The 13591-nt window shown below is 56.6% G+C and carries 12 protein-coding genes; 9 read left to right on the top strand and 3 right to left on the bottom strand.

All coding sequences use genetic code 11. The features are described 5' to 3' along the window. Positions 1 to 15: 15 nt before the first annotated feature. Complete coding sequence (locus HY308_15040) at positions 16 to 2175, top strand: serine/threonine protein kinase (protein ID MBI3899591.1); 2160 nt, start codon at positions 16 to 18, stop codon at positions 2173 to 2175. Positions 2176 to 2178: 3 nt separating this feature from the next. Here the strand turns inward: HY308_15040 and HY308_15035 are convergent, their stop codons facing one another. Both HY308_15035 and HY308_15030 read right to left on the bottom strand, forming a co-directional pair. Next, positions 2179 to 3027: a peptidoglycan DD-metalloendopeptidase family protein gene (locus tag HY308_15035; protein ID MBI3899590.1), complete on the bottom strand. Its 849-nt coding sequence runs from the start codon at positions 3025 to 3027 to the stop codon at positions 2179 to 2181. Between the two features lie 63 nt (positions 3028 to 3090). After that, a complete protein-coding gene (locus HY308_15030; protein ID MBI3899589.1) occupies positions 3091 to 4449 on the bottom strand; it encodes an exodeoxyribonuclease VII large subunit in 1359 nt (452 codons plus the stop codon). Positions 4450 to 4588: 139 nt separating this feature from the next. On the opposite strand from HY308_15030, the gene guaB reads away from it, so the two are divergent. Both guaB and HY308_15020 read left to right on the top strand, forming a co-directional pair. After that, entirely contained in the window at positions 4589 to 6046 is a 1458-nt protein-coding gene (guaB, locus tag HY308_15025; GenBank protein MBI3899588.1) for an IMP dehydrogenase, read from the top strand. Positions 6047 to 6281: 235 nt separating this feature from the next. Then, positions 6282 to 6488 (top strand): type IV toxin-antitoxin system AbiEi family antitoxin domain-containing protein, encoded by a 207-nt coding sequence (locus tag HY308_15020; protein MBI3899587.1) that lies wholly within the window; start codon positions 6282 to 6284, stop codon positions 6486 to 6488. Between the two features lie 27 nt (positions 6489 to 6515). Here the strand turns inward: HY308_15020 and HY308_15015 are convergent, their stop codons facing one another. After that, positions 6516 to 7397, bottom strand: coding sequence for a LysR family transcriptional regulator (locus HY308_15015; GenBank protein MBI3899586.1), 882 nt, complete (start codon positions 7395 to 7397; stop codon positions 6516 to 6518). A 178-nt stretch (positions 7398 to 7575) separates the two neighbouring features. On the opposite strand from HY308_15015, the gene HY308_15010 reads away from it, so the two are divergent. The 6 genes from HY308_15010 to HY308_14985 all read left to right on the top strand — a co-directional run bounded on the left by HY308_15010 (position 7576) and on the right by HY308_14985 (position 13589). Beyond that, on the top strand, positions 7576 to 7956 hold the full coding sequence (locus HY308_15010; GenBank protein MBI3899585.1) for an ectoine synthase: 381 nt from the start codon (positions 7576 to 7578) through the stop codon (positions 7954 to 7956). An 85-nt stretch (positions 7957 to 8041) separates the two neighbouring features. After that, positions 8042 to 8878 (top strand): ABC transporter substrate-binding protein, encoded by an 837-nt coding sequence (locus HY308_15005; GenBank protein ID MBI3899584.1) that lies wholly within the window; start codon positions 8042 to 8044, stop codon positions 8876 to 8878. 290 nt (positions 8879 to 9168) lie between these two features. Continuing rightward, positions 9169 to 10074 (top strand): ABC transporter substrate-binding protein, encoded by a 906-nt coding sequence (locus HY308_15000; GenBank protein ID MBI3899583.1) that lies wholly within the window; start codon positions 9169 to 9171, stop codon positions 10072 to 10074. A gap of 338 nt (positions 10075 to 10412) precedes the next feature. Beyond that, positions 10413 to 10793 (top strand): ectoine synthase, encoded by a 381-nt coding sequence (locus tag HY308_14995; protein MBI3899582.1) that lies wholly within the window; start codon positions 10413 to 10415, stop codon positions 10791 to 10793. 220 nt (positions 10794 to 11013) lie between these two features. Continuing rightward, the gene (locus tag HY308_14990; protein ID MBI3899581.1) at positions 11014 to 11898 is read left to right on the top strand and encodes an ABC transporter substrate-binding protein; all 885 of its coding nucleotides are present in this window, start codon (positions 11014 to 11016) and stop codon (positions 11896 to 11898) included. 113 nt (positions 11899 to 12011) lie between these two features. Continuing rightward, entirely contained in the window at positions 12012 to 13589 is a 1578-nt protein-coding gene (locus HY308_14985; protein MBI3899580.1) for an amino acid ABC transporter permease/ATP-binding protein, read from the top strand. The last annotated feature ends 2 nt before the right edge of the window (positions 13590 to 13591 follow it).

Below are 13591 nucleotides of genomic sequence, written 5' to 3'. Positions count from 1 at the left end.
TAAATAGGGGCTGGGTTGAGCGTCTACCACGAAAATGCGCTGGAGCCGGGATCGGCTGTTGCGGAATACACCATTCAGTCCGTGCTGGGCCATGGTGGCTTCGGTATCACCTATCTGGCGCACGATAACGCCCTCGGCGCGAACGTTGCAATCAAAGAATACCTACCGCAGGAAATCGCCACCCGTACTAAACACAGCGCGACCGTTATCCCGCACGCATCGCGCGATGCCATCAAGAATTACCACTGGGGTCTGAAAAATTTCGTGAAGGAAGCGCGTGCACTCGCGCGTTTCAAGCACCCGAATATTGTCCGTGTATTGCGCTTCATCGAAGCGAACGGCACCGCGTACACCGTCATGGAGTACGAGAAAGGCCAAACGCTGTTCCAACATTTAAAAAACTCACAGCAACGGTTGGATGAGCGCGTACTGTTTCGCATCATTATCCCGATCCTGAATGGCTTGCACGAGGTGCACGAGACCGGCCTGCTGCATCTCGACATCAAACCCGAAAATATTTATTTGCGCCAAGACGGTAGTCCGATGTTGATCGACTTCGGTTCCGCTCGGCAAGCGATGAGCGATGGTTCACACGGGACCAAGATTGCGTTGACGCATGGTTATGCGCCGATCGAGCAGTATCCGGACAAGGGCAAGCTCGGTCCGTGGTCCGACATCTACGCCATCGGTGCAACGATGTACCGTTGCGTCACTGGCAAACGTCCGGGCGAGGCGCTGGATCGTTACCGCGCCGTGCTCGATTACAAAGTCGATCCGCTCAAGTCCGCGGTCCAGGCCGGTGCCAAGAACTGTCAGCCGAGCTTGCTCGAATGTGTCGATTGGGCAATGCAGATTCATGCAAAAGATCGACCGCAATCGGCGCGCGAGTTGCAAGATCGGTTCGTTGGCCGCGGTCGCAGCAATACCAGCACCACGTCGACGGTAACGCGCGACCATGCGAAGAGCTCGCGTCCGAGCAAGGCGCAATACCGAGAGCCGACGCGGCGCGTCAGCCTGGGACGTATAGGCGCTTTATTGTTGTTAGCGTTGGTGTTGGGCGGCGGTGGTTGGTTCGCATCAACACAGCTGAGTAACGCCGGTTTTCAATTTCCCACCGTACCGACACCAACGCCGACATTGAGCCCGGCGGCAACAAATGAAACAGCGACAAAGGCCGCGTCGTCGCCGCCGTTGCCAATAGCAGCGTCCTCATCAAGCGTGACTCCGCCGATTGCGGCGATCGCACCGGCGCAACCGATTGCCAAAGCCGGCGTCGCGCAGACGCCACGGAAAATACCGTCGACGTTGCGCTATGTCCTCACCGGTCACGGTGATTGGATTCAGGCAGTCGCCTTCGCCCCCATTGGACGCCGCCTCGCGACTGCCGGTAACGATCGAACGATTCGCATCTGGGAGGCCGATACCGGCTCGCTGGTTACGACGTTGAAGCAAACCTATGCCGCCAATGCGATTGCTTATTCGGCGGACGGTAAAACCTTGGCCGCCGCTAGTGTCGATGGCGTAGTGCGCTTGTGGGACGTGCGGACGGCGAAGCTAAGGGCGCTGGAAGGAATCGGTTATCCGTTGTTCAGTATTGCTTTTGCCGCTAACGGTAGCACCGTCGCCGCCGCTGGCAAAGATCGAATGGTATACGTCTGGGACGTGAAAACCGGCAGTCGATTGCATACGTTGGAAGGGCATAGCGCCGAGGTCAACGCGCTTGCATTCACACCGAACGGCGACAGCTTGGTTTCGGCTGGCGCCGATCGCGTGATTCGCATTTGGAATATGCAAACCGGCAAGGAAGTGAACACGTTACAAGGTCATAAAGACGCCGTGCTCGCGCTGGCGTTCTCGCCCGATGGGCGCTGGCTCGCGTCCGGCGATTCTGGGCAAACGATTCGCTTATGGGATATGCGTGAGTCGAAAGTGGTGCGAACCATTACCGACGTGCATCACTCGGTATTGGCGTTAGCGTTCGGGCCGAATGCCGCGTGGCTGGTGGCTGGATCGGCCGACAACAGCGTTTATCTGTTCGATCTCGAAACCGACGGCCCGGTGCAAACGTTGAACGGTCACGAAGGTTATGTGCAGGCGGTCGCGGTATCCGCCGATGGCACCCTGATCGCCTCCGGCGGGCGCGATCAGAGCGTGCGTTTGTGGCAAACGCCGTAGCGATTATCTTCCCGGTAGTCCCAATTGTTTCAACGCGTCGTCCGACAGAAACAGCACCGGATCGACCCGCACACTATTAAGACTCAGCGACCAATGCAGATGCGGACCGGTAACGCGGCCGCTTGCGCCGATGTCGCCGATGCGTTGACCGCGTTTGACGACCGCGCCGTCGTTGACGGCGATGCGATCGAGATGGTTGTACATGCTGATCAAACCTTGGCCGTGATCGATGAATACGGTCCGGCCATTGAAAAAATACTCACCGGTCATGATCACTGTGCCGTCGGCTGGCGCAACTATCGGCGCTCCGCGGCCACCGGCGATGTCGAGGCCGCTGTGCGGTTGGCGTTCCTGATCGTTGAAGAAGCGGCGCGTGCCGAAGATGCCGCTGATGCGTCCGCGCGCCGGTGCATCGAAACGCAGCGGCGGTGTTTCCACATCGGTCCAACGCGCAAAAGCGGCGCGGGTTGCGGTCTGCTCGCGTTCGATGCGTTGCAGGTCGTCGTTGTTCGGTTCGACCATACGCGGGTTTTTTAACCGTATATGTTGCTCGCCGTAAGTTTTTGCTTGGATCGTGAACTCAACCGTGCGCGTTTGGTTGTCGCTATCGTTGACGGTGAGCTGGTGTAGTCCGGGCGCTAACGTCAGTGGTACACCGACCACGGCCTGCCATTCGTTGTCATGCCGCGTCACCATAACGCGGTCCGTGCCCAAGTAAGCGCGCGGTGCGGCGGCGGCCGATCCGAGATGCACCACGACGACACCGCCTGGCACCGGTTCAGCCCGCGGCAACTCCGCGACGACATTCGTTGAGACCAACAGCGCGAACACCGCAATCGCTAATCGCTTCATTTTTGCTCAATCTACCAAGATGTATTTCCCTCCCCGGCGAAGCGGGCGAGGGCAGTTGTTGTGCTACTTCTCTCGCCGTTCTTCAACTCGACAAATAAGCGCGCCTTTCACCAATCGTGCTTCAATCGTGGTGCCCGGTTCCACGGTACTGGCGTCGCGCAAAATTTTTCCGCTGGTCGCATCGCGCACGATTGCATAGCCCCGATCGAGTGTTGCCAGTGGGCTCAGCGTGTTCAGTGCGCGCGCAAGATGCGTTAAGCGTTCGCGGCTACGCTCCATGCGGCGAATCAACGCCTGCCGCAAACGCTCATCATAGTGCCGACAATGGAGCTGACGCGCCCGCAGTCGTGGCAACGGCGATTGGCGTTCGAGTCGGCTCGATAAAGCGTGCAGCGTTGCTCGTACGTCGTGCAATTGCAGCGACTTCGCCGATACCAATCGATGGGTGAGACTGTCGAGTCGATGTCGCAGATTTTCGAGCCGTGCGCGCGGATGCACCAACCGCGCCGTCAGCCAATCGACATTCTGCGCACGTTCGCGCAATAGATCGCGCATGCGCCGAACCAGACGCTGTTCGAAATGGCGGAATTGTTCCTCCCATGCGCGTTGATCCGGGCTGACGAGCTCGGCCGCCGCCGTCGGTGTTGGTGCGCGCACGTCCGCCGCCAAATCAGCGATCGTTACGTCAGTCTCGTGGCCGACGCCGCAAACCACCGGAATCGGACACGCGGCCAAGGCGCGTGCGACCACTTCTTCGTTGAACGCCCATAAATCTTCGAGCGAGCCGCCGCCGCGCGCCAAGATCAACACGTCGCAATCCGCGCGCGTACCGGCAACGCGAATGGCCTCGGCGATGCGGGCGGCCGCACCTTCGCCTTGCACCGGCACCGGGTAAAGCAGCACCGGAATCGCCGGAAATCGTCTACCCAACGTGGTGACGATGTCGTGTAGCACCGCGCCGGTCGGCGAGGTGATAAGGCCGATGCGTCGCGGTAGCCGCGGCAACGGCCGCTTACGCGCCACATCGAACAAGCCTTCCTGCGCCAGCCGTAGCTTGAGCGCTTCGAACGCCCGCCGCAGCGCGCCTTCGCCGGCTTCTTCGATATGATCGACAACCAGCTGATACTCGCCCCGGCCTTCATATAAGGTCAGCCGCGCACGTACCAGTACATGCATGCCTTCCTTCGGCGGCACCGCTGCCTGCCGCGCTTGCGTGCGGAATAGCGCGCATCGGACCTGGGCGGTGGCGTCCTTCAGGCAAAAGTAAACGTGGCCGGACGCGGGCCGTGCCAGGTTGGAGATCTCGCCTTCGATCCAAAGCGGCGGGAAGCTGCCTTCCAGTAAGGCGCGCGCTTCACGGTTCAGGCGCGAAATCGTGTAGATCTCGCGCAGCGGGGTGGGGAAGGTGGCGGTATATTCCATAAAGTAGAAAATAATCCGTATTAGGCCGGCGGAGAAGCCCGGCATTCTGCTCAACTGTCGCTCCCTATGGCACCACGGAAATCGGCTATTGGTGGCACCACCCCGTTTACGACAATCCGTGCCATCCGTACAATAGCGCATGCGGATTATTCAAGAAGCGTTAACTTTCGACGACGTCCTGCTGGTCCCTGCCCATTCGACCGTATTACCGCGCGACGTCGAGCTAAAAACCTCCCTAACACGCACGCTGCGCCTCAATATCCCGCTGCTTTCCGCGGCGATGGATACCGTCACCGAGGCGCGCGCCGGTATTTGCTTAGCGCAAGAAGGCGGCCTTGGCATCGTTCATAAGAACATGCGTCCGGAACGCCAGGCCGACGAAGTGCGCAAGGTCAAAAAATTCGAAAGCGGCATCATCGTCAATCCGATCACGGTCACGCCGGACACCACCGTGCGTGAAGTGCTCGAACTTACCCGTACCCACGGCATCTCCGGCGTACCGGTCACCGACGACGGCAATTTGGTCGGTATCGTTACCTCGCGCGATCTGCGGTTCGAGACGCGCTACAACGAGCCAGTCAGTCGCATCATGACGCCGAAGAACAAGCTGGTCACTGTGCGCGAAGGCGCGCGCCGTGAAGAGATCCAGCGCTTACTGCACGAACACCGCATCGAGAAAGTGCTGGTGGTCGACGACAAGTTCGGCCTGAAGGGCCTCATCACCGTTAAAGACATCCAGAAGTCGACCGAATTCCCTAACTCGGTCAAAGACGCGAAAGGCCGGTTACGCATCGGCGCTGCCGTCGGTACCGGCGGCGATACCGAAGAGCGCGTCGAACGTTTGATCGAAGCCGGCGTCGATGTCGTCGTTGTCGATACCGCGCATGGTCATTCGCAAGGTGTGCTCGATCGCGTTCGTTGGATTAAAAAGCATTACCCCGACGTCCCCGTCATCGGCGGCAACATCGCCACCGGTGATGCCGCGCGCGATTTACAGAAGGCCGGTGCGGATGCCGTGAAGGTCGGCATCGGCCCCGGTTCCATTTGCACGACCCGCATCGTCGCCGGCGTCGGCGTTCCCCAACTCAGTGCCATCTCAGAAGTCGCACAAGCGCTCGCCGGCAGTGATATCGGCATCATCGCCGACGGCGGCATTCGTTATTCCGGTGACATCGCCAAAGCCATCGGCGCCGGCGCTCATGCCGTCATGGTCGGCAGCCTGCTCGCCGGCACCGACGAATCGCCCGGCGAAGTCGAGATTTACCAAGGCCGTTCGTACAAAACCTATCGCGGCATGGGCTCGCTCGGCGCCATGGGCGAAGGATCGAGCGACCGTTATTTCCAAGAAGGCGCTCAACGCGACAAACTCGTCCCTGAGGGCGTCGAAGGCCGGGTCCCGTACAAAGGCTCGATGCCGAATGTCATCCACCAACTCGTCGGCGGCCTACGCTCGGCGATGGGCTACACCGGCTCGAATGACGTCGACGCGCTACGCACGAAGGCGAAGTTTGTGCGCATCACCAATGCCGGTGTGCGTGAGTCGCATGTGCATGATGTGATGGTGACGAAGGAAGCGCCGAATTATCAGCGGGAGTAGCGCTCTTTCGACCGGCTCTTTCTTAGGAGAGGGTAAAGTTGGGGGCGCGATGCTGAAGGCGTTACTGCACTACATCCATTTCATTTCTCGCTGTATAGCTTCCACTTGGTGATAGTTGCCTGACGGTTGTTGTGTGGCCAGCATGCGTTTTACCGTTGTCCCCTCATCGAACCGGATTCACAGATCCCAGCTTTTACTTGAAGTAGCGGATTAATCCTCGTTACCAATTGGCGGCATGCTGCGAACCTCACGCGCTATTGCGCTTGGCATCCATCCGCGCGTTCTGTACGGACTGCGGGATGCCGGCCGGCTCCGGAAGGTTAGCAGGGGTGTGTATCGTCTTGTCAATCTACCGAAGCTTGGCAATCCCGATCTAACTGCTGTTGCGACGCGTATACCCCAAGGCGTTATTTGCCTGATCTCGGCGCTTGCCAGCGAATAGATTAATGTTACCGGTGTTTTGCAAAGGCTATCCCACGGCAGCCTGCGCCAATGCCCACTCGACAAACGCGTCGGCCTCGGGTCGCCGCTCAGCGGGCGTAATTATCCAGTAGCTGCGTTGTATGTTCGCCGGTGCTTCGAACAAGCGTAGCAACATGCCTTGCTGAAGCTCCGGTTTAAGCAATGCCAACGGCGAAAGCGCGACACCGTGGCCTGCGAGTACGGCAATGCTCATCAGGTTAAAGTCTTCATACACCGGCTCGTTCTCATGCTCGGGTGCACTCAGCCCATGGGTGCGAAACCAAGCGCGCCAGTTAGCGGTAGTTACGTCGTGTAGAAGTTCGGCTCGCAATAAGTCCGCGGGTTCGCGAATTTTGCCGAATCGGTCGAGGTATAGTGGGCTGCATACCGGATACGTGGCGCCATCGAACAGACGCCAGGCTCGGCCGCTGCCGTGATAATCACTATCCAACCAGGTAATCACCAGATCTGCGCCCAGGTCGGCATTCATCGCCGAGGCCGTGCTGCTGTAGTGAATGTGCAGCTGGATATTAGGATGTGCCTGTCGGAAGTCAGATAGCTTCGGCACCATCCAGCGTGCTGCCACGGACGGCAGACATGCTACGGTTAGCCGCTTGCTTCGCACCGGGTGGGCGACACTGTCCACCGCGGCATGAACACGGGCAAATCCTTCCAATAGACCGGTCGCCAAACGTTCGCCATTAGCTGTCGGTTGAACCTTGCGACCTTTGCGCTGAAGCAAACGCATCTCCAGCGAACTTTCCAGTTGGCGAAGTAAGTGACTGATCGCCGACTGAGTGACGTGCAATTCCTCAGCCGCCGCACCGACATTGCCCAAACGCGCCACGGCCTCGAAGGCCCGTAACGCGTTGTATGAAGGCATGCTCATGCTGTCGTTTCTCCAGGCTCAGATGGGTTGAAGTCCAATTTCAGTGAATTTATCTCATAGATTAGACGAATAAATGTCATTTTTAATGAGATAAATTTGTGTCCATACTTTTTATCACACCCTTCAGCTGAATTGGTATCTGGCTGGTGAGCCACAACACCCATTTAAGGAATACCCCATGATTGTTCGATCGGTCGAGGAAATTGCAGCTACTGCCCGGGACGTTGCTTGGGGCAACGGCCAGAGTCGCCGGCTGCTTGTTAAGGGCGACGGGATGGGCTTTGCCATCGCCGAGACCCTGGTATTAGCTGGCACGGAATCGCTGCTTGAGTACAAGAACCATCTCGAAGCGTGTTACTGCATTGCCGGCGAAGGCGAGATAGAGGACATGGCCGGCAAACGTTACTCCATTAGGCCAGGCGTCATCTACGCGCTCGATCAGCACGATCGGCACTACCTGCGCGCACGTACTGATATGCGTCTGATCAGCGTTTTTAACCCGGCAATTGAAGGTCATGAGCGACACAATTTGAAGGCAGAGGGGAGCTCCTCTTACTGAGTCGCGCCTACTGAAGCTCTGTGCGTATCGGTGTGCGAGCAGAACTCCATCCACGAAAAATTCACCGATTGTTGAGGAGACATACATGAAGAGTTCCAGCACCAAGGTACATCGCATCGCCCGCATTGCGGTATTGGCGATACTGGCAAGTGCGATCGCTCCTGCCAGCATGGCGGCGTCGACGGTCGAGGGCAACCTGCTGCAAGTGGGCACGGACCTGACCTACCCACCTTACAACTACTACGACGACAACAAGCAGCCCGCCGGTTTCGATGTCGAATTCATGAGTGCGTTATCCAAGGCGGCTGGACTCAAGGTGAAATTCTTGGACACTCGGTTCGAGAACCTGATCATCGGCGTGAAAGGCAACAAGTTCGACGTCATCGCCTCGACGCTGTACGTCAAGCCGGATCGTGCGCAACAGGTCACCTTTATTCCATACATGAAGACCGGCGTGTCCATCGCTGTGGCCAAGACCAGCAGCTTCAAGCCCGCCGAACCGGAGCAACTGTGTGGCAAGAAGGTCGCCTCGATTAAAGGCGCGGCTTGGATTGCCGATCTGAAGAAGCTTTCAGGGACCACTTGCGTGGGCAAGGGTGCCATCGATGTGCGTGAGTTTCCGACCTCTCCCGAAGCCACGCAGGCACTCATATCCGGGGGTGTCGATGTGCAACTCGAAGACTCAGCTGTGCTACAGGATGCTTCGCGAAAAACAGGTGGCCGCGTGGTCATCAGTAGCAATCGCAATCTGTATCCGGTAGTGGTCGGGCTCGGCCTGAATCAGCAGAACAAGGAACTGGTCGAGTCGCTGCAAGCGGCTCTGGAAAAGCTGCGCGCAAGCGGCGACTACCAAAAACTGTTAACCAAGTACAACGTGTCTGCACCTACTGCCCACGAGTTCCAGGCCGCCATCGCGCCGTAAGCTCATCAAGGAAGAGGTGTTTTTGAAAGTTGTAGTGGCTGTGTGTGATGGGATGTCGTAGTAAAGGGGCAATGGCGCAGGCCATCGCCCCTTTTAGTTTATGTGTGTCCAGCATCGGTGCAGACCTTGAGGTGAAAGTTATTTGGAGAACTCAATCGCAGGAATGTTGAGTCAACCATAAGGAGGTGAGTAGTCCGTCTTGAATTGACCGTCTGCCGTGAGTTCTGAGGAGGCATATCTTTATGAAGAGTTCCAACACCAAGGTGCGCCGTATCGCTCGCATTTCCGCAATGACCCTACTCGCAACTTCGATTACTACTGTCAATGTGGCGGCGTCGACGAACGATCTGCTACAAGTGGGCATCGACTTGACCTATCCACCTTACAACTATTTCGACGACAACAAGCAGCCCGCCGGCTTCGACGTCGAATTCATGAAGGCGTTGTCCAAGATATCTGGACTCCAAGTCAAATTTCTGGACACCCGTTTTGAGAAGTTGATCACCGGAGTGAAAGACAAGGAGTTCGATGTCATTGCCTCGACGCTATACGTTAAGCCGGATCGTGCGCAGCAGATTAATTTCATCCCATATATGAAGACCGGTGTATCCATCGCGGTGGCTAAGACCAATAGCTTCAAACCCATCGAGCCGGAGGATCTATGTGGAAAGACGGTTGCCTCGATCAAGAATGCTGCCTGGATCGCCGACCTGAAGAAGTTGTCAGAGACTGCCTGCCTGGGAAAGGGGGCCATCGATGTGCGCGAGTTTCCGACCTCTCCTGATGCCACGCAGGCGATCATCGCCGGCAGTGTGGATGTGCAACTGGAAGACTCGGTCGTGCTGGCGGATGCCGTACGAAAAACCGGCGGTCAAGTGGTCATCAGCAGCAATCGCAATTTGTATCCCGTTGTAGTGGGGCTTGGCCTGAATAAACAGAACAAGGAACTGTTCGATACGCTGCAAATGGCGCTGGATAAATTTCGTACGAGCGGTGAGTACCAGAAGCTGCTGAGAAAATACAACGTGGCTGCGCCGGCTGCCTATGAGTTCGAAGTCGCTATGACGGCCGGTTCCGACAAACAAAAGGCAGCCACTTTGACTCGATGCGTCGAGTTGATGTCGAAGTTACATGCCTCTGAGAGCAAAACCACTATGACGGCAAGATGCGCCGAGATAATGACGCGAGTACCTTGAAACAGTATCGAGAATACTTGCGCTAGCGTCGGCCGTTTTGACAGCTTTTCAAAAATAAAAACTCACTGCGACGACCTAACCAATACCCCGCAACAGCTGAATATATTGACGGCACTCGGAGCAACACCGCCAACCTATATGTATGCATATACGCGTTTGCCAGGCCCCTTGGGTATAAATCGTGTTCAACACGCCAAATAGTGAATTTATCTCACGAATTAAGCGAATAAATGTCATTTTTAATGAGATAAATTTGTGTCCATACTTTTATCACACCTCTTGAGCTGAGTTGTGATGGTTGGCTCAGCGGTGGCCACAAACCCGTTAAGGAACACCCCATGATTGTTCGATCTGTCGAGGAAATCGCCGCCACTGTTCGGGACGTTGCCTGGGGCAACGGCCAGAGCCGGCGGCTACTCGTCAAAGGCGACGGTATGGGCTTCGCCGTCGCCGAGACCCTCGTATTAGCCGGCACTGAATCGTTGCTCGAGTACAAGAACCATCTTGAAGCGTGTTACTGCATTGCCGGAGAGGGTGAAGTAGAGGACATGGCCGGCAATCGTTACCCGATCCGGCTGGGTGTTATCTATGCGCTCGATCAGCACGATCGGCACTACTTGCGCGCGCGCACTGACATGCGCCTGATCAGTGTCTTCAGCCCCGCCATCGAAGGCCACGAACGACACAATTTGAAAGCAGAGGGGAGCTCCTCTTACTGAGAGAGGCATCTGCTATACATCGATAAGCCAATGGCTTTACTGCTGAAGCTCTGTCCGCATCGGTGTGCGCGCAGGACTCAACACGAAAATTCACCGGTGTTTGGGATAGGGAGACCTATGCTTCTTGAAGCACATACTTCTGAGGAGACATACCATGGAAAATTCAAGCATCACCGCGCGCCGTATTGCCCGCATTGCCACGTTGGTCTTACTGACAAGCATGACCATCCCCGCGAGCGCCGCCACCTCGACGGTTGAGCCCGGTGTGCTGCAAGTGGGTACAGACCTGACCTATCCGCCCTACAACTACTTCGACGACAACAAGCAGCCCGCCGGTTTCGATTTCGAATTGGTGACGGCATTGGCCAAAATAGCCGGACTCAAAGTGAAAGTCCTGGACACCCGATTTGAGAACCTGATCATCGGCGTGAAAGGTAACAAGTTCGATGTCATCGCCTCGACGTTGTACGTTAAGTCGGATCGTGCGTTACAGATCAACTTCATCCCATATATGAAGACCGGCGTCTCCATCGCCGTGAGCAAGACCAGCAGCTTCAAGCCCGTCGAGCCGGAGGAGTTGTGCGGCAAGAAAGTTGCGTCGATCAAGGGCGCGGCCTGGATCGCCGATCTGAAGAAGTTGTCAGAGACGGGTTGCGTGGGGCGGGGTACCATCGATGTGCGCGAGTTTCCGACATCGCCCGAGGCCACGCAGGCAGTTATGTCCGGCGGTGTGGATGTGCAACTGGAAGACTCGGCCGTACTCTGGGACGCCGTACGAAAGACAAATGGCCGCGTAGTCATCAGCAGCAATCGCAATCTGTATCCGGTAGTGGTCGGGCTCGGCCTGAATAAACAGAACAAGGAACTTCTCGATACGCTGCAAACGGCGCTGAACAAATTTCGTGCGAGTGGCGGTTACCAGAAGCTATTGAAGAAGTACAACGTGTCCGCGCCTGCTGCTTATGAGTTCGAGGTCGCCGTCATGGCTGACGCTGACAAGCAAAAAGACGCCACTATGACGAGATGTCTCAAGATGATGTCGAAATTGCATTCCTCTGAGAATGAAGCCGCCATAAAAGCAAGATGCGTCGAGATGATGCGGTGAATATCTATCTCGAAATAGTATCGAGAACATACGCGTTGCCGCCGGCCGTCCCGGTGTGACGTTCCTTTCCTTACCAACCGATCAAGGATTCGATCAAACGAGTAGAGAGCCCAATGGTCGACTTCGATTGGTCGTATGTCTGGAGTTTATTTTCGTACAAGGATTTTTGGGAAGCCACTTTGCTTGTAGTTTGGCTAAGCGTGCTTACCTGGGTGGTGAGCACTGTGCTGGGTTTCTTCGTGGCACTGGCCAAAGATTCGAAGCGCTGGTTCTTGCGTACCTTGGCCTCGATCTACGTTTGGTTCTTTCGCAGCTTGCCGTTGATGGTGTTGTTGATTTTTGTCTACAACCTCCCGCAACTGCTGCCGAGCATGGGGGTGCTGCTATCGGAACCTTTCTGGGCTGGTCTCATCGCGATGGTTCTCAGTGAAACCGCCTACATCGCCGAGATTCATCGTGGTGGGTTACTTTCCATCCCCAAAGGTCAGCATGAGGCTGCACGGGCGTTGGGAATTCGATTTGGTGGTCGCCAGCGTCTCATCGTTTTACCGCAGGCGTTGCGTGTAGCGTTGCCGTCGCTTGCGAATGAATTTGTCACGATCGCTAAGTTGACATCGCTTGTCTCGGTTATCTCACTGGCCGAGATCTTGTTGGTTGGCCAGCGGCTGTATACCCGTAATTTTAAAGTTATTGAAACGATGCTGGCGGTGGCGGCGTACTACGTCTTCATCGTCAGCGTATTCAGCTATTTGGTTAGCCACTTGGAACGTTGGCTGGACGTCACCAAGCGCAACCCTGGGGAAATGGAGAAGATGCCTATAGCCGGCGAGTCTACTGTTAATGGGCCCGCCATTGCCAACGGGTCTGTACCTGTAGTCCTGACTAAGACCGGATGGCAAGGCACGGATAGGCGCAAGCGCCCACGATCTGCTCCCCCGGATCGACCGGTGGTCGCCGTTGAAGGTGTGTCCAAATCGTTTGGGCGCAAGTGTGTTCTCGATAACGTGTCAGTCAGTGTCGGGCCGAGCGAAGTGCTCAGCATCATCGGACCTTCAGGCTCGGGCAAGACCACACTGATCCGAACCATCAACGCGCTTCAAGACATCGATGGCGGTTGCATTCGGCTCGACGGCGATGTGTGGATAGATGCGCGCCACGGATACATCTTGTCCGAGCAATTCCATCAGCAGGTCACACATGTCGGCATGGTGTTCCAGAACTTCAATTTGTTCCCGCATAAGACCATTCTCGAAAATGTCATGCTCGCGCCCTGTTATCACACACTGGGTAATGACGATGAACTAAGGGCACGGGCGTTGACCGTGCTAGAAAAGGTCGATATGAAGGTCCATGCAATGAAGTTTCCGCACCAGTTGTCCGGCGGTCAGCAGCAGCGCGTGGCCATTGCCCGCGCGCTAGCCATGCAACCACGCGTGATGCTGTTCGATGAGCCCACGTCGGCGCTTGATCCAGAACTCGTCAGCGAGGTTCTGCGAGTCATCGAGATGTTGGCGAAGGAAGGCATGACGATGATCATTGTGACGCATGAGATGCGATTCGCCCTGAGTGTAAGCGACCGCATGGTGATGATGGAGGCGGGCCGTGTCGTCGCTAACGGAACGCCCGACGAACTATTGGCAGCGCCGGCCGGCACCCGTATTGCCAACTTCTTGGCACAGTCGCGGTATTGAGC

It is taken from the genome of Gammaproteobacteria bacterium (assembly GCA_016199745.1).
GTDB lineage: Bacteria > Pseudomonadota > Gammaproteobacteria > Acidiferrobacterales > Sulfurifustaceae > JACQFZ01.
This window is presented reverse-complemented; position numbering and strand designations above follow the sequence as displayed.